Here is a 16,114-nt window from a genome sequence, read left to right as displayed (position 1 = left end):
ACCCGTTGCCCCAGGTTTCTCCTTGCCTTAGAATTTCGCAAAAGCCGTAAAACGGCGGGGCGAACCCATGGGGATCAAAAACATGAGCAGAACTCAGGCACTTACCCTGGCCATCCTTGTTGCAGCGGCGCCGCTCGCAGCACAGGACAGTCAGGTCCTGACCAAGCAGTATGACGATGGCGGCGTGTACGAAGGGACGTTCAAGGGCGGGCTTCAGCACGGCGAGGGAACATATCGGCTGCCCAACGGATACGAATATACCGGTGCCTGGACCGATGGCGAGATCAAGGGCAAAGGCATGGCGCGCTTTCCCAATGGCTCGGTATTTGAAGGCGAATTTGCCAAAGGCAAACCGCATGGCTTTGGCAAGATCACCTTCACCGATGGCGGCACCTATGAAGGCGAATGGGCCGAGGGCAAAATCACCGGAACCGGTGTTGCGATCTACGCCAATGGTGTGCGCTATGAAGGCGGCTTTCAGAACGCGATGCATCACGGCAAAGGCGTCATGCTCAGCCCCGGCGGCTATCGCTATGAAGGCGACTGGCTGAACGGCGTCAAAGAGGGTCTGGGCAAGATCACCTATGCCGACGGCACCATCTATGACGGTCAGATTGTGGCGGGTGAGCGCGAAGGCGACGGCACGCTGACCATGCCCGACGGGCTGATCTATTCCGGCACATGGGCGGGTGGTCAGATCGAAGGCGAAGGCACACTGACCCAACCCAATGGCGACATCTATGTCGGCCAGCTTGTCGGCGGTCAGCGTCAGGGCACCGGGCGTGTGACCTATGCCAATGGCGACGCCTATGAGGGCAATTTCGAAGCGGATCAACGCCATGGCGAGGGCAATTTTGTCGGGGCGGATGGATACAAATATTCCGGCAACTGGGTCGACGGTCATATCGAAGGCAATGGTCAGGTCACTTATCCTGACGGCTCGATCTATGTCGGACAGTTCAAGGATGATCTGGCCGATGGTCAGGGGCTGATCACCTATAATGACGGCTCGACCTATGAAGGTGACTGGAAAATCGGCGTGATCGACGGCGTCGGCAAAGCAAGCTATGCCAACGGGCTGATCTATGAGGGCGAATTCGCCAACGCGCGCAATCACGGTCACGGGGTGATGACCTATTCGGATGGCTATCGCTACGAAGGGGAATGGGCCGACGGCCAGCGTCACGGCATGGGCAAAGCAACTTATGCCGATGGAACGATCTATTCGGGCCAGTTTGCCCAGGGCCAGCGCCACGGCGTTGGCGAGATCGTGATGCCGGATGGCTTTAAGTATTCCGGCGAATGGAACAATGGCGAGATCAACGGCGTTGGTGTAGCCACCTATGCCAATGGCGACATTTACGAGGGTACGTTCAAGGCAGGCAAGCGTCAGGGCGAAGGCACCATGCGTTATGCCAGCGGCGAAGAGGCCAGCGGCGACTGGGACAATGGTGCACTCAAGAACTAGGGCACATACATCGGTCGGAAGGATCGTACATGGCAAGCCTGAAGGGCGCCTATAAATTTCTGATCGCGGGCGGTATTGCGGCGGCAGCGGTCAGCGCGGCCCTGCCGATTGCAGTAACCTATTTGACGAACCCAACTCTGTCTCAGGACACCGTCAAAATCCGGGCCACGACGGCCGACAGCGGGTATGACATCTTTGTGCGCAACACATCGAGCGAACCCCTCGATCTGATCGAAGTCCGCCTTGTGTCGCCCACAATGCCCACCTTCACATCGCCCGACCTTCTGGCCCTCGCCGAGATACCAGAGAGCACCACCGAAACGCTGAACGCCGCCCCTGAAACCACCGCCGTCTATTCGCTTGGCGGCCAAAACACACGGGTGCGCCTACGTCGTCTGAACAATCGCGTCGTGGTGGTTCTGCCCGTCCTGCAGGCGATTGAAAGCGGCGGGCGTGACCGGTTCACTTTGCGTCATGACGGAATTGAAGGGCAATTTGATGAGATTGTATTTACAGACATTTTTGGCAATTCCTATGTCGCGCGCATTGCGCGCTAGGCTGGGTGCAATCTGCGCTGCATTGGCCATATGCCTGACGGCTTCGCAATCTATTGCACAAGATGAAGAGGCCTTTGTACGCGATCAGGTTCTGCCGCAATGCGCCCCGGACGTTACGCGCGCCGTACTCGAACGCACCTTTACCGAGGTTACGACTCTGCCGCAATTTGCCGACAGCCGCGCCGACCTGCGGCTGAAATACCACGATCACGCGCCCAGCTATTTCCCCCAAATCGACCGATCCGGTACAATTCATGTCGACGCCGCCTTTGTGCAAGACAGTTGCTATCTCACGCTGGCCAGCAAGATTGGCCAAATTGGATTCGGCGCGCCAAGCAGGATCAACAAAAACAAGCCAAGCGCTACAGTCTCGCACCTTGCCACCTGCCGCAGACCCGGCACCACATGGCGTACCTGCCTGGGCCGCGCGCATGAGGCAATTCAGACAGATCTTCAGGCAGATTGCGCCGAAAGAAAATGCCAAAGGGCGGAAGAAGGCTCCCGGGGTTTTCTGGAAAAGACAATCAATAATCCCGAGACCCCTGAGAAAACAAAGGCCATGTTTCGCAACTCCGCAGAAAGCATCTTGTTGACCGGCCCCTATTTCGAAAGCCATATGGCCGCGATGCTGCGTTTCTTCCTGATTCACGAGGCGGTGCATTTTCAGGATAATCATTTTGCCGAACTTGACGCCGGTCAAATCGACCTGACAACTGCTGAACTCACTTCTGATCTTGTGGCCGCAGTGCTGGAACACAGCACCGGCGTGATCAATCTTTTTGAAATGTTCACCGCCTATGAAGATCAACAAATACCAGGTGCCAAGCCCAACACAGCCCGCACTGCGTTCGAGGCCTCTATCGCTCCTCCGTCCCTGAAAAACGCGCTGATCCGGTCCGAACATCAGCAATTTGCCTGCCGATCAGGCATCGTGCTCGACATCAAGCGCTTCCAGACACTTTCTCAAAAAGACTATGTAAGCCACATGGCCCAAGGCGGTAGCCTCTACGCATGCAGCAAACATTCCGGCCCGGCCCTTTTTGCTGCCTATGCAAGGGCAAAAACCGTCCTTGCGACCAGTCCATAAATCACCAGAGGATCACAGCCGTTTCCCATGCAAAAACGCCCGGCAACGGCTGGTGTTATCGCTATCAGGATTAACAGAAGACCGGCGGCAGCGATGGCCAACGCCACGTTGTCCTGCCCCGGACAAATGGCGGCAATCGCGGGGGCGACAGGACCCGGAATCAATCCTAGGCAAACAGGACAACATAACTGAGAGCCCAACAGGCGCGTTCTAAAGCACTGCTCCGATCATCTGACCACAGGTCCCGCACAGCCCCGGATCAGTTGCCCGATCAACCGGCGACCTTCTGCTTCAAGATCAAATCCACGCGCTTCGAGTGACCAGCGCATTGCCAGCCCCTGAATGCTGGCCAGCACCAGCGCCGCCAGATCAGCAGCCTTATCGGAGCCCTCTTCCACCTGTCCTTGCGATTGTGCCTCACGGATCAGGGCTTCGAACATCTTGCGCCGGCCTGTCATCACGGTTTCAAAATGGCGCCGCAGCGCCTCGTTTTCCACGTGCAGCTCGCGCGAAAACAGGATCGCCGGAATTGCGGGCGTTTGCATGATCTGCCCAAGATAGCGCGCCACCAGCGCCTCAAGCACGGCAAGCGGATCATTTCCCGGCTCGGGTGCGGCCTGCATCTCCATGCGCCTGGCTATGGTTTGCCCCACTGCCAGCCAGATATCCGGCTTGGTCGGGAAATGCCGAAATATTGCAGGCTGGCTCAACCCGACCGCGTCGGCCAGCGCCTGCGTTGTGACCCGGTCCGGGCCCAGTTCTCCGGCCAGCTGGATGGCGATCTGCACGATCTCGGCCTTGCGGTCTTCTGCGCTTTTGCGTTCTCTGGCCAAGCTTTAGCTGCCTCCGTCTATGCCTTCCACACCAAGCCGATATCCGGCGTGGCACCCGGTGCAGGCATCCATAGCATCCCCCATCGCCCCCAGAATAACCAGCGGATCGTCAGTAGTTCCTGCCAATTCGGCCAAAGCATCCATTGAACGGTGTGCCCCAAGCCCCAAGGTCATGAAGTCCAGTGGCAGCTTGGCCATCAGCGCCGGGCTTTCGCCATCTGCAGCTGCCATGCCCACGGCGCTCGCCTGCGCGGCAACTTCGTCCATATCGCCAGCCACAGCGGCCTGCGTAATACCTTGAACCGCCTCTAACAGACCACGCATTTCCCCAAGCACCAGATTGCGTTCATCCTTGGTCAAAAGGATCACCGTGCGCCCGTCTTCGTAAGGCACTGTATTGCCCCCCACGACAAACACATATCCACTAAGCCCCAACGCCGCCGCAAGGACGCCTGCAACAGCCCAGCCTGCTTTGCCTGCCATATCCATACCCATGTCTCCTTATCAGATGCGCGTGTCGGGTAATTAGTTATCACTCACTAATTAAAATTTCAATATCCCGCCCGTCACTTTTTGTCTTTATCTTCGCGCTCCAGCGCTTATAAACTGGTGACATGACCAATTGGCCCCATATCGCCCCCAAAGCTACGTGCACCTGCGCGGCGATTCCGGCTGGCCTCCTGCTTCTCCTAGCCCGCCTCTGAGCGTGCCGTTCTTTGGCGCGACCGCTCAGAGGATGCCGTTTCGCGCCCTGGCTTCTGGAGAACACTGAAAGAGATCCGACATGACTGACAAGACATCTGACCGCGTTGTCATATTTGACACGACCCTGCGCGACGGCGAACAAAGCCCCGGCGCCACCATGACCCATGACGAAAAACTTGAGATCGCCGGTATGCTGGACGAGATGGGCGTGGACATCATCGAAGCCGGTTTTCCAATCGCGTCAGAGGGCGATTTTCGCGCCGTCAGCGAAATTGCGAAGAACGCCAGCAACAGTCGCATCTGCGGGCTGGCCCGGGCCAACTTCGCGGATATCGACCGCTGTTGGGAGGCTGTGAAACACGCCGAACAAAACCGCATTCACACCTTTATCGGCACGTCCGAGCTGCACCGCGCCATTCCGAACCTGACCATGGACGAGATGGCCGACAAAATCCACGAAACTGTGACCCACGCGCGCAACCTGTGCGAAAACGTGCAATGGTCGCCAATGGATGCCACCCGCACGGAATGGGATTACCTGTGCCGCGTAGTTGAGATCGCCATCAAGGCCGGGGCGACCACGATCAACATCCCTGACACCGTTGGCTATACGGCACCGGTCGAAAGCGCTGATCTGATCCGCAATCTGATCGCCACCGTGCCCGGCGCGGATGACGTGATCTTTGCCACCCACTGTCACAATGACCTTGGCATGGCGACCGCCAATTCGCTGGCGGCTGTTGCCGGGGGCGCCCGTCAGATCGAATGCACGATCAACGGCCTGGGCGAGCGTGCAGGGAATACCGCGCTCGAAGAGGTGGTGATGGCGCTGAAAACCCGGCATGACATCATGCCATGGCACACCCGCATTGACACCACCAAGATCATGGCCATTTCGCGCCGGGTCGCCACCGTGTCGGGCTTTCCGGTGCAGTTCAACAAGGCGATTGTTGGCAAAAACGCTTTTGCCCATGAAAGCGGCATCCATCAGGATGGCATGCTCAAAAACCGCGAGAATTTTGAGATAATGCGCCCCGAAGATGTCGGCCTGTCAGGCACGTCTTTGCCGCTGGGCAAACACTCGGGCCGCGCGGCATTGCGTGACAAACTGGAAAACTTGGGCTTTGACGTTGGCGACAACCAACTCAAGGACATCTTTGTGTCCTTCAAAGAACTGGCCGACCGCAAGAAAGAGGTGTTTGACGACGACATCGTCGCGCTGGTGCGCGTGGGTGAAGACGCCGCAAATGATGCGCTGAAACTGGTGTCTATGAAAGTGGTCTGCGGCACGGGTGGTCCTGCGGAATCCACGGTTGAAATGGAAATCAACGGCAAGGATGTCAGTGCCACGGCGCAAGGTGACGGGCCGGTCGATGCCACGTTCAAGGCCATCCGCGAGTTGCATCCCAATACCGCGCGCCTGTCGCTGTATCAGGTGCAGGCGGTGACCGAAGGCACTGATGCCCAGGCCACCGTATCTGTGCGCCTTGAGGAAGATGGCAACATCGCCACCGGGGAATCGGCCAACACCGACACGGTTGTGGCCTCAGCCAAAGCCTATATCCACGCGCTCAACCGCCTGCTGGTGCGTCGCACCAAAATGGGCGAAGGCGCGGATGCACGGGAAATTTCCTACAAGGATATGGCCTGATAGACACCGAAAATTAACAACATTAAGGTCGCCCCTCGGGGCGGCTTTTTTGTACGTGCCTGTTCGTGGATACAACTAAAACGTGTCTTGGCAGTGATCACATTTCTTGCCGAAAAAACATGAATCTGGCACATTGGTTTCCATAAGCAACATTTTATTGGGAGGAAATCAGATGAGACACCTTGTCCGCAGGGCTATTTTTGCGACTGCGTTTGCCACTGGCACCACACTTGCCATGCAAGCAACCGCAAGCGATCAACCCAACGTCCTTGTGATCTGGGGCGATGACATCGGGTATTGGAATGTCAGCGCCTACAACCAGGGCATGATGGGATACGAGACCCCCAATATTGATCGCATCGCTGACGAAGGCATTTTATTTACCCACGGCTACGGCGAACAATCCTGTACAGCCGGGCGCGCATCTTTTGTCACCGGGCAGTCAGGGTTCCGCACAGGTTTGCTCAAAGTAGGTCTGCCGGGCGCCAAAGAAGGCATGTCGGAGAAAGACCCGACAATTGCTGAGTACATGAAGTCCAAAGGGTACATGACCGGCCAGTATGGCAAAAACCACCTTGGCGACAGGGACGAACACCTGCCGACCAACCACGGTTTTGACGAATTTTTTGGCAACCTGTACCACCTTAATGCCGAAGAAGAGCCGGAAAACGTCGACTACCCCAAGGACCCTGAATTCCGGGAAAATTTCGGCCCGCGTGGTGTCATCAAATCCAACGTGGACGGGTCCGTTGAAGACACCGGACCTTTGACCAAAAAGCGTATGGAAACCATTGACGAAGAAGTCACCGCAGGCGCGCTCGACTTTATGGATCGTGCGACCGAACAGGATAAACCTTTCTTTCTGTGGTACAATTCCACCCGGATGCACATCAATACACACCTCAAACCCGAAAGTCAGGGTGTCACCGGACTGGGCGTTTACCCGGACGGGATGGTGGAACATGATGGCATGGTCGGTGAACTTCTGGACAAACTGGACGAACTGGGCATCGCCGATAATACCGTTGTTATGTATTCCACCGACAACGGGGCCGAAGTGTTTAGCTGGCCGGACGGCGGGACAACCCCGTTCAAAGGCGAAAAGAACGACAACTGGGAAGGCGGCTATCGTGTTCCAATGATGATCAAATGGCCCGGCGTGATTGAACCCGGACGCAGATCAAGCCAGATCATCAGCCACCTTGATTGGTTCCCCACATTCATGTCTGCTTTGGGCGATACTGATATGAAAGAACGCATGCTGACCGAAGCTCCATTTGGCGAAGCCAACGAGCCGGTTCATTTGGATGGGTATGATTTCATGCCATATTTCAAAGGGGAAACCGAAGAAGGTCCACGCAGAGAGTTTTTCTATTTCTCGGACGGCGGCGATCTGGTGAATATGCGCTACAACCGTTGGAAGGTAGTCTTTGCCGAGCAGCGGGCGCATGGTTTTGACGTCTGGCAGGAACCGTTTGTCCAACTGCGTCTCCCCAAGATCATTGATTTGTACAGTGATCCGTTTGAGCGCGCCCAGCACGAAGCACCAGCCTATGCACAGTTTCGCTTTGAGCGGCTGTTTCTGTTGGTGCCGGCGCAAGCCTATGTCGCAAAATTCTTGGAAACATTTGTAAGCTATCCACCCCGTGCCAAAGCCGCCAGCTTTGGGATCGACCAAGTGCTTGAAAGCTTGCAACGAAACCAAGGTGGTTAAAACGTCGCGTGCGAAATTGAGCCGCCGGAGTTATCCGGCGGCTTGCTTTATTTCATCGCTGAAAAAAGCCCGCTAAGCCACTTGGCTTCATCTTCCAGGCCAAATGGCGCGTTCACAATGTACATCCCCGACCCCACCATACGGTGCCCAGCGCGCACAGGCGGAAATCTGACTTCATGTCGCAGCACTTTGGGCAAGTCCTGCGCCTCAAGCGCGGCCAGCATGTCTTTGTGAGCGCCATCCACCAAAATTGGATACCACAACGCGATCACGCCCACATTCCATTTGCGATTCAACTGCGCGATGAAGCTCGGTATCGTGTTGTAATCGCTTTTTATTTCATAACTCGGGTCGATCAGAATCAGCCCCCTTCGCGGCGTAGGAGGGCACACGCCCATGGCCATTTCGAACCCATCCATACGATGCACTTTGGCGCCACTGCCGCGCATCGCTTGCACCAGGGCGGCGTTTTCTTGCGGGTGCAGTTCCGCCAGATGCATCTTGTCCCCCTCACGCTGCAAAGCCGCCGCCAAGCCCGGCGATCCCGGATACACGCCTGCACCATGGCGTGCCCGAACGTTGGCAAGTGCTTGTGAATAGGGGTGTTTTTCATCAAACCACTGTTCAGCGACACCGATACCCGCTGCGGCCTCGCCAGTCTTCAGGGCCTCAGCGGACTGCAATTCATAAAGCCCGCGCCCGGCATGTGTCTCAAGATAACTGATCGGTTTGGGCTTTTGCCCCATATACGCCAGCATCCGGCACAACAGCGCATGTTTCTGCACATCCGCCAGATTGCCCGCATGGTAAATATGCTGGTAGCTCAACATGTTCGCGCCCTTTTTGCTGCCCTGCACATGGCCGTTTTTTCGCCCGGAATGCAAGCGATCGTGCCACAGATAAGGCCGGCTCTCAATTCATGGCGGATTCATGCGCATTTGGGCTTTTGAGGGTCTTTCACAAACCCAAAGCACTCCATATAAGAAGGTCGGCCCGTTTCCGGCAGAGTCGCGGGTCCTATTTGAATTTCTGGGGAATGGAAGACACATGCTGGGAAATCTGGGCGGCTTGTTCTCGTCTGACATGGCCATCGACCTTGGGACAGCGAACACGCTGGTCTACGTCAAAGGCAAAGGCATCATCCTCAGCGAACCATCAGTGGTCGCGTATCACGTCAAGGATGGCATCAAAAAGGTGCTGGCCGTGGGCGAAGATGCGAAACTGATGCTGGGCCGCACGCCCGGGTCTATTGAGGCCATTCGCCCGATGCGCGACGGTGTGATTGCGGATTTTGACACCGCCGAAGAGATGATCAAACACTTCATCCGCAAAGTGCATAAACGCTCGACCTTTTCCAAGCCCAAGATCATCGTCTGTGTGCCCCACGGTGCCACGCCTGTTGAAAAACGCGCGATTCGCCAATCGGTTCTGTCGGCTGGCGCGCGACGTGCCGGATTGATCGCGGAACCCATTGCTGCGGCTATTGGTGCCGGCATGCCAATCACCGACCCCACCGGCAACATGGTTGTCGATATCGGCGGCGGAACCACCGAAGTGGCGGTTCTGTCCCTTGGTGACATCGTGTACGCCCGTTCGGTCCGTGTCGGGGGCGACCGCATGGACGAGGCCATCATCAACTATCTGCGCCGCCAGCAAAACCTGCTGGTCGGAGAGAGCACGGCGGAACGGATCAAGACATCTATCGGCACCGCGCGCATGCCCGACGATGGCCGTGGCCAGTCGATGCAAATCCGCGGGCGCGATCTGCTGAATGGCGTGCCCAAAGAAACCGAGATCAGTCAGGCGCAGGTCGCCGAGGCACTGGCCGAACCTGTGCAGCAGATTTGCGAAGCTGTCATGACCGCGCTGGAAGCCACCCCCCCCGATCTGGCCGCAGATATCGTGGACCGGGGTGTGATGCTGACCGGCGGCGGCGCGTTGCTTGGCGATCTTGATCTGGCGCTGCGCGAACAGACCGGGCTGGCCGTGTCAATCGCGGATGAAAGCCTGAACTGTGTGGCCATGGGCACCGGCAAGGCGCTGGAATACGAAAAACAACTGCGTCACGCCATCGATTACGACAGCTGACGCCCCAGCCGGGCCGTTTGGATCAGACGGCCCCGCGTGCTACATCTAACACGTCCTTCAAAACCCCGGAGGCAGGTTGGCCAAAGACCGCAACCAAGGCGAAGACTATGCAGCGCCCCTCAAACGTTTGTTTGTAGGGGTAATTGTGCTGTGTCTGCTTGCGGTATTTCTGGTCTGGCGCATCGACAGCCCCCGGGTGGAACGGTTCCGCGCACAGGTTACAGACCGCGTTGTGCCCAGCTTTGACTGGGCAATGGCGCCTGTCACAGCCACCGTTAACCTGCTTAGGGATTTCCAAAGCTACAACCGGATTGTCGAACAAAACCAAGAGCTTCGTCGTGAACTTCAACAAATGAAGGCATGGAAGGAAGCGGCTCTGCAGCTTGAGCAGGAAAATGCGCGGCTGTTGGATCTGAACAATGTGCGCCTTGATCCGCGCCTGACCTATGTAACGGGTGTTGTACTGGCCGACAGCGGCTCTCCGTTTCGCCAATCCGTGTTGCTGAACATCGGCGCGCGCGACGGCGTTGTGGATGGTTGGGCGACGATGGATGGCATTGGCCTTGTGGGGCGGATTTCAGGCGTAGGCCAAACCACGGCGCGCGTGATCCTGCTCACCGACAGCTCGTCGCGCATTCCGGCGCAAATTCAGCCCTCTGGTCAGACTGCGCTGATTATCGGTGACAATTCCGTCGCCCCGCATGTCGATTTCCTAGAAAACCCGGATCTCGTGCGCCCGGGCGACCGAGTTGTGACATCCGGGGATGGCGGCGTTTTCCCCGGCGGTCTGTTGATCGGACAAGTCGCAACCGATCCCGGCGGGCGGCTGCGTGTGCGTCTGGCGGCAGATTATGAACGGCTCGAATATCTGCGTGTCCTGCGTCATCACGGTCAGGAAAACGTCACCACGCCGGGCACTGTTATTTCCCCTGAACAATCGGCAGATGCCGCCGAGGCCAGCGATGGCTAGCGCTGTTCTGTCTCACAAATGGGTCATGCGGCTCACCTTTGCCGCGCTGTGTCTGGCGCTGCTGTTTCTTCAGCTGCTGCCCCTTGAAACCACGCCGCGCCGCTGGGCCGGGCCTGATCTGCTGGTGGTTCTGACCGTGGCCTGGGCCGTGCGCCAACCCAAATACACCCCCCCCGTGCTGGTGGCGCTGATCTTTCTGCTGGCGGATTTGCTGCTGCTGCGCCCGCCGGGTTTGATGGCTGCGGTGATGGTCATCGCCGTCGAGGTGCAACACCGCCGCGCCCAGTCTTTGCGCTCGGCCACGTTTCTCACGGAATGGGCCATCGCGGCGGCTGTCATGATTGCCGTCACACTGGCCTACCGTCTTGGGTTGACCGTGTTTCTGATTGAACGCGCCTCGTTGGGTCTGACCCTGATGCAACTGATCATGAATGTGATCGCCTACCCGTTTGTTGTATTTCTGTCCTCTGTCTTGCTTGGCGTGCGTCGTACAACGGTGCGCGATAACGGAATGGGGGTCGCCACATGAGAAAATCCCCGGCAGAAGTTGGCGAAAGCCACACCCGCCTTAATCGCCGCGCCCTGTTACTGGGCGGCGCACAGGTTGCGTTTGTTGGCGCTTTGGGGCTGCGCATGCGGTTTCTTCAGGTGGAACAGGCAGATCAGTTCCGGCTTTTGGCCGAAGAAAACCGCATCAATATTCGCCTGATCCCCCCCGCACGCGGTGAAGTTTTTGACCGCAACGGCATCATTCTGGCCCGCAATGAACCGTCTTATCGCATCATTATGGTGCGCGAGGATGCAGGCGATGTGGACAAGGTGATCGAAAAGCTCGCCTCACTTGTCGAACTCGACCCGGATGACCTTGATCGCGCGATCACAGAGATGCGCAGGTCACCGCCGTTTTTGCCGGTCACAATTGCTGATCGTGTCACCTGGGAGGAAATGAGCCGCGTCGCCGTCAACGCCCCCGCCCTGCCCGGCATCACACCCGAGGTTGGGCTGTCGCGCTATTATCCGCTCAGAGGTGATTTTGCCCATGTGGTGGGCTATGTCGGTCCGATCTCGGATTACGACCTTACTAAGATCAATAACCCGGATCAGCTCTTGCGCATCCCCCGCTTTCAGATTGGCAAAGTTGGGCTGGAAGGCCGCCTGGAAGACAATTTGCGCGGCAAAGCAGGCACCAAACGGGTCGAGGTCAACGCAGTTGGGCGCGTCATGCGTGAACTGGACCGACGCGAAGGCCAGCAAGGCGACGATGTTCAGCTGACCGTCGACCAGCAATTGCAATCTTACACCCAAGCCCGACTGGGCGAGGAAAGCGCCTCGGCGGTGGTGATTGATTGTCAGAATGGCGATCTGCTGGCGGTGGCTTCTGCGCCGACCTTTGATCCGAACCTGTTTGTGCAGGGCATTTCCGTGGCTGGCTACCGGAATCTGACCGAAAACGACCATCGCCCCCTTGCGGCCAAGTCCGTTCAGGGCACCTATCCCCCCGGGTCAACCTATAAGATGGTGACAGCACTGGCCGCCCTTGAAGCTGGCCTCGTTACACCCGAAGACACGGTCTGGTGCCCCGGCCATCTCGAAGTCTCCAATCGCCGGTTCCACTGTTGGAAACGCGCCGGTCATGGGCATGTTGGTCTGTCACAAGCCCTGCGCGAAAGCTGCGACGTCTATTTCTATGAACTCGCGCTTGAGGTGGGCATCGACCGCATGTCTGCGATGGCGGCCAAGCTTGGGCTTGGCGTCCGGTATGATCTGCCATTGTCCGGTGTGGCGCGCGGGTTAAGCCCAACCCGCAACTGGAAACAAAGCGTGCGCGGCGAAACATGGGTGGTTGGCGATACGGTAAACGCGTCGATCGGTCAGGGTTTTGTGCTGGCCTCACCGCTGCAACTGGCGGTGATGACCGCGCGCCTCGCCTCAGGGCTTCAGATTGAGCCGCGACTGGTCAAGTCCGTCAATGGGATCGACCAGACAATCATCGACCCAGCCGCGCTGGACATCAACGAAAACCATCTCAGGCAGGTCCGCCGGGGCATGTATGCCGTGTCCAACAACCGGCGCGGGACCGCCTATCGCAGCCGCATCATCGAAGACCAGTATCGGCTGGCCGGCAAAACCGGAACCAGTCAGGTGCGCAACATCACCACAGCAGAGCGTGCACGTGGCGTGACCCGCAACAGCGACCTGCCATGGGATCGCCGTGACCACGCCCTGTTCGTGAATTTCGCCCCCTACGACAATCCGCGTATTGCGGTGGCCGTGGTGGTCGAACATGGCGGCGGCGGCTCAACGGCGGCGGCCCCCATCGCGCGCGACATCACGCTTCAGGCGCTTTATGGCGGCACACCACCCCTGTCGGCCTATCCGTCCAAGGATCGCGGCCGCATCCGCACGCAACAGGAAGAGCTGGACCGTCTGGTTCCCGAACGTGATATCTCAACGCGAGACCGCGCATGAGTTATCTAGAGTATACCGTCAAATATGTCCCGGCAGGCCTGCGCAAGGTGCTGTATCTGAACTGGCCGCTGGTGCTGCTTTTGACGGCCGTGACCTGTGTGGGCTTTCTGATGCTCTATTCCGTGGCGGGCGGATCGTTTTCTCCGTGGGCCGAGCCCCAGATGAAACGTTATGGGCTTGGGCTGGCGTTGATGCTGTTTGTCGCCATGGTCCCGATCTGGTTCTGGCGATCCGTGTCCGGTGCCGCCTATCTGGTCACAATTGTCCTGCTTGTTCTGGTCGAAGTGATGGGCAGCGTCGGAATGGGTGCACAACGCTGGATCGACCTTGGTTTCATGCGTCTGCAACCGTCTGAGCTGATGAAAATCACGCTGGTGATGGCCCTTGCAGGATATTACGACTGGTTGCCATCCAAACGCACATCCCGCCCGTTCTGGGTGCTGGTGCCGGTTTTGATGATCCTGCTGCCTACCGCGATGGTGTTGCGCCAGCCTGACCTTGGCACGTCGATCCTTTTGCTGGTTGGCGGGGCGATGGTGATGTTCATGGCTGGGGTACACTGGGCCTATTTCGCGGCTGTGATCGGGCTTGCCGTTGGTCTGGTGGCGGCTGTTTTCCAATCCCGCGGAGCCGACTGGCAGTTGCTCAAAGACTATCAGTATCGCCGCATCGACACGTTTCTTGATCCGTCATCCGATCCGCTGGGCGCCGGGTATCACATCACCCAGTCCAAGATCGCGCTGGGGTCCGGCGGCTGGACCGGGCGCGGCTTTATGCAAGGCACCCAATCGCGCCTGAACTTCCTTCCGGAAAAGCACACCGACTTTATCTTCACCACGCTGGCCGAGGAATTCGGCTTTATCGGGGCCATCTCGCTTTTGGCGCTCTATGCGCTCATCATCCTGTTCTGCATCGCATCGGCGCTGGCCAATCGCGACAGGTACTCCGCATTGCTGACGCTTGGCATTGCCGGCGCCTTTTTCCTGTTCTTTGCGGTGAACATGTCGATGGTCATGGGACTGGCGCCGGTGGTGGGTGTGCCATTGCCATTGGTCAGCTATGGCGGCTCTGCCATGCTGGTTCTTATGATCGCCTTTGGCCTTGTCCAAAGCGCGCATGTGCACCGCCCCCGCTAAGCCAAACATCCCCCCTTGCCACCGCACCGGTTTTTGTGCCCTGACTGATCCAAACCGCAAGCAAGGATACACCATGTCGATCTTTCATCTGGCCTATAATGTCGGCGATCTTGATCAGGCGCGCGCCTTTTATGGCGGCATACTGGGATGCACCGAAGGGCGCAGCACCGAAACCTGGGTGGATTTCAACTTTTTCGGGCATCAGATTTCCCTGCATCTGGGCGAAACATTCGCCACATCTGCCACCGGCTGTGTCGGTGACAAAATGGTGCCCATGCCGCATCTTGGCGTGATCCTGCCCCAGTCCGACTGGCGCGCGCTGGCGGATCGTTTGCAATCCCTGAATGTTGAATTTGTACTGGAGCCGTTCACGCGTTTTGCCGGGAAACCGGGCGAACAAAGCACGATGTTTTTTCGCGATCCGTTTGGGAATCCAATCGAGGTCAAGGGCTTTAGCGATATGTCAGGAGTGTTTGCGACATGATCAATGTTCTGTTTGCTGCTCAGGCCGATCGTTGGGAGAAATACGAACATCCCCTGCACACTGCGTTTGCCGATCTGGGATTAAAGGTTGATCTGCGCACCTATCATGCCCCGGACACCGTGGATTACATCGTTTATGCCCCCAACAGCGACGTTCAGGATTTCACACCGTTCACCCGCTGCAAAGCGGTGCTGAACCTGTGGGCCGGGGTCGAAAACGTGGTTGGCAATCCCACTCTGACCCAACCGCTGGCCCGCATGGTCGATCCCGGTATGACCCGTGGCATGGTCGAATGGGTCACCGGGCACGTCCTGCGTCATCATCTGGGCATGGATCGCAACATCAAAGACCAAAACGGTCAATGGCACCCTTACATTCCCCCCCTCGCCCAGGATCGCCGCGTGACGGTTCTGGGTCTGGGTGAATTGGGCACTGCCTGTGCACGGGCCATCGCGGGCTTGGGGTTTCCTGTCACCGGTTGGAGCCGCAGCGCCAAGCAGATTGACGGCATCACGTGTCTGCATGGCTCGGACGGGCTAAAAACGGCTTTGGAACGCGCTGACATCCTAGTGCTTCTGCTGCCCACAACACCTGCCACCGAAAACACGCTGAATGGCGAAACCCTAAAGCTTTTGCCGACCGGCGCCTTTATCATCAATCCCGGGCGTGGGCCGTTGATCGACGATGACGCGGTGTTGGCAGCATTGGACACCGGCCACGTCGCTCATGCCACGCTGGATGTGTTCCGCATCGAACCGCTGCCGCCCGAACACCCGTTCTGGGCGCATCCCCGCGTGACGGTCACGCCACATATCGCCTCGGAAACCCGCCCCGTAACCTCCGCACAGGTGATTGCCGAAAACGTACGGCGCGGCGAGGCGGGCGAAGACTTTCTCTACCTTGTGGACCGCAAGGCGGGTTATTAGGCCGTTTCCTGAAACGGCCTGACTCG

At 58.0% G+C, this 16,114-nt stretch carries 15 protein-coding genes; 12 read left to right on the top strand and 3 right to left on the bottom strand.

The window, feature by feature from the left end:
• The first annotated feature begins 82 nt into the window (after nt 1-82).
• Genes ABJI08_RS10045 through ABJI08_RS10035 form a run of 3 tightly spaced genes read left to right on the top strand, consistent with a single transcriptional unit; the run spans nt 83 to nt 3,112 of the window.
• The gene (locus tag ABJI08_RS10045) at nt 83-1,468 is read left to right on the top strand and encodes a 2-isopropylmalate synthase (protein WP_348401700.1); all 1,386 of its coding nucleotides are present in this window, start codon (nt 83-85) and stop codon (nt 1,466-1,468) included.
• 29 nt (nt 1,469-1,497) lie between these two features.
• Nucleotides 1,498-2,025, top strand: a complete 528-nt coding sequence (locus tag ABJI08_RS10040; RefSeq protein ID WP_348401699.1) for a hypothetical protein — start codon at nt 1,498-1,500, stop codon at nt 2,023-2,025.
• On the top strand, nt 2,003-3,112 hold the full coding sequence (locus tag ABJI08_RS10035; protein WP_348401698.1) for a hypothetical protein: 1,110 nt from the start codon (nt 2,003-2,005) through the stop codon (nt 3,110-3,112). The genes ABJI08_RS10040 and ABJI08_RS10035 overlap by 23 nt, the downstream gene beginning before the upstream one ends.
• Nucleotides 3,113-3,339: 227 nt before the next feature.
• Here the strand turns inward: ABJI08_RS10035 and ABJI08_RS10030 are convergent, their stop codons facing one another.
• A complete protein-coding gene (locus ABJI08_RS10030) occupies nt 3,340-3,945 on the bottom strand; it encodes a TetR/AcrR family transcriptional regulator (protein ID WP_348401697.1) in 606 nt (201 codons plus the stop codon).
• Between the two features lie 3 nt (nt 3,946-3,948).
• Nucleotides 3,949-4,434, bottom strand: a complete 486-nt coding sequence (locus ABJI08_RS10025; protein ID WP_348401696.1) for a hypothetical protein — start codon at nt 4,432-4,434, stop codon at nt 3,949-3,951.
• A gap of 295 nt (nt 4,435-4,729) precedes the next feature.
• On the opposite strand from ABJI08_RS10025, the gene ABJI08_RS10020 reads away from it, so the two are divergent.
• Both ABJI08_RS10020 and ABJI08_RS10015 read left to right on the top strand, forming a co-directional pair.
• Nucleotides 4,730-6,301 (top strand): 2-isopropylmalate synthase, encoded by a 1,572-nt coding sequence (locus ABJI08_RS10020; protein WP_348401695.1) that lies wholly within the window; start codon nt 4,730-4,732, stop codon nt 6,299-6,301.
• A 172-nt stretch (nt 6,302-6,473) separates the two neighbouring features.
• Nucleotides 6,474-8,015, top strand: coding sequence for an arylsulfatase (locus ABJI08_RS10015; protein WP_348401694.1), 1,542 nt, complete (start codon nt 6,474-6,476; stop codon nt 8,013-8,015).
• 47 nt (nt 8,016-8,062) lie between these two features.
• On the opposite strand, the gene rlmJ is transcribed toward ABJI08_RS10015, so the two are convergent.
• A complete protein-coding gene (gene rlmJ / locus ABJI08_RS10010; protein WP_348401693.1) occupies nt 8,063-8,845 on the bottom strand; it encodes a 23S rRNA (adenine(2030)-N(6))-methyltransferase RlmJ in 783 nt (260 codons plus the stop codon).
• Between the two features lie 217 nt (nt 8,846-9,062).
• Between rlmJ and ABJI08_RS10005 the strand changes: the two genes are divergently transcribed.
• The 7 genes from ABJI08_RS10005 to ABJI08_RS09975 all read left to right on the top strand — a co-directional run bounded on the left by ABJI08_RS10005 (nt 9,063) and on the right by ABJI08_RS09975 (nt 16,088).
• The gene (locus tag ABJI08_RS10005) at nt 9,063-10,103 is read left to right on the top strand and encodes a rod shape-determining protein (protein ID WP_348401692.1); all 1,041 of its coding nucleotides are present in this window, start codon (nt 9,063-9,065) and stop codon (nt 10,101-10,103) included.
• Between the two features lie 76 nt (nt 10,104-10,179).
• Nucleotides 10,180-11,073, top strand: a complete 894-nt coding sequence (gene mreC, locus ABJI08_RS10000; protein WP_348401691.1) for a rod shape-determining protein MreC — start codon at nt 10,180-10,182, stop codon at nt 11,071-11,073.
• Nucleotides 11,066-11,602 carry a rod shape-determining protein MreD gene (locus ABJI08_RS09995; protein WP_348401690.1) on the top strand — a complete coding sequence of 179 codons (537 nt, stop codon included), beginning with the start codon at nt 11,066-11,068 and terminating at the stop codon, nt 11,600-11,602. The genes mreC and ABJI08_RS09995 overlap by 8 nt, the downstream gene beginning before the upstream one ends.
• Entirely contained in the window at nt 11,599-13,542 is a 1,944-nt protein-coding gene (gene mrdA, locus ABJI08_RS09990; protein ID WP_348401689.1) for a penicillin-binding protein 2, read from the top strand. Before ABJI08_RS09995 ends, mrdA begins: the two co-directional genes overlap by 4 nt.
• Nucleotides 13,539-14,678, top strand: coding sequence for a rod shape-determining protein RodA (rodA, locus tag ABJI08_RS09985; protein WP_348401688.1), 1,140 nt, complete (start codon nt 13,539-13,541; stop codon nt 14,676-14,678). Before mrdA ends, rodA begins: the two co-directional genes overlap by 4 nt.
• A gap of 73 nt (nt 14,679-14,751) precedes the next feature.
• Nucleotides 14,752-15,162 carry a VOC family protein gene (locus tag ABJI08_RS09980; RefSeq protein ID WP_348401687.1) on the top strand — a complete coding sequence of 137 codons (411 nt, stop codon included), beginning with the start codon at nt 14,752-14,754 and terminating at the stop codon, nt 15,160-15,162.
• Nucleotides 15,159-16,088, top strand: coding sequence for a glyoxylate/hydroxypyruvate reductase A (locus tag ABJI08_RS09975; RefSeq protein WP_348401686.1), 930 nt, complete (start codon nt 15,159-15,161; stop codon nt 16,086-16,088). Before ABJI08_RS09980 ends, ABJI08_RS09975 begins: the two co-directional genes overlap by 4 nt.
• Nucleotides 16,089-16,114: the final 26 nt, after the last annotated feature.

The sequence above is a fragment of the Shimia sp. genome, from assembly GCF_039969785.1.
GTDB lineage: Bacteria > Pseudomonadota > Alphaproteobacteria > Rhodobacterales > Rhodobacteraceae > Shimia.
This window is presented reverse-complemented; position numbering and strand designations above follow the sequence as displayed.

Excerpts from the sequence above, each read along its gene's own strand:
- ABJI08_RS10005 (WP_348401692.1), top strand. The coding sequence starts at position 9,063 with ATGCTGGGAAATCTGGGCGGCTTGTTCTCGTCTGACATGGCCATCGAC.
- ABJI08_RS09975 (WP_348401686.1), top strand. The coding sequence starts at position 15,159 with ATGATCAATGTTCTGTTTGCTGCTCAGGCCGATCGTTGGGAGAAATAC.
- ABJI08_RS10045 (WP_348401700.1), top strand. The coding sequence starts at position 83 with ATGAGCAGAACTCAGGCACTTACCCTGGCCATCCTTGTTGCAGCGGCG.
- ABJI08_RS09980 (WP_348401687.1), top strand. The coding sequence starts at position 14,752 with ATGTCGATCTTTCATCTGGCCTATAATGTCGGCGATCTTGATCAGGCG.
- ABJI08_RS10020 (WP_348401695.1), top strand. The coding sequence starts at position 4,730 with ATGACTGACAAGACATCTGACCGCGTTGTCATATTTGACACGACCCTG.
- ABJI08_RS09995 (WP_348401690.1), top strand. The coding sequence starts at position 11,066 with ATGGCTAGCGCTGTTCTGTCTCACAAATGGGTCATGCGGCTCACCTTT.
- rlmJ (WP_348401693.1), bottom strand. The coding sequence starts at position 8,845 with ATGTTGAGCTACCAGCATATTTACCATGCGGGCAATCTGGCGGATGTG.
- ABJI08_RS10025 (WP_348401696.1), bottom strand. The coding sequence starts at position 4,434 with ATGGATATGGCAGGCAAAGCAGGCTGGGCTGTTGCAGGCGTCCTTGCG.
- ABJI08_RS10015 (WP_348401694.1), top strand. The coding sequence starts at position 6,474 with ATGAGACACCTTGTCCGCAGGGCTATTTTTGCGACTGCGTTTGCCACT.
- ABJI08_RS10040 (WP_348401699.1), top strand. The coding sequence starts at position 1,498 with ATGGCAAGCCTGAAGGGCGCCTATAAATTTCTGATCGCGGGCGGTATT.
- mrdA (WP_348401689.1), top strand. The coding sequence starts at position 11,599 with ATGAGAAAATCCCCGGCAGAAGTTGGCGAAAGCCACACCCGCCTTAAT.
- ABJI08_RS10035 (WP_348401698.1), top strand. The coding sequence starts at position 2,003 with ATGTCGCGCGCATTGCGCGCTAGGCTGGGTGCAATCTGCGCTGCATTG.
- rodA (WP_348401688.1), top strand. The coding sequence starts at position 13,539 with ATGAGTTATCTAGAGTATACCGTCAAATATGTCCCGGCAGGCCTGCGC.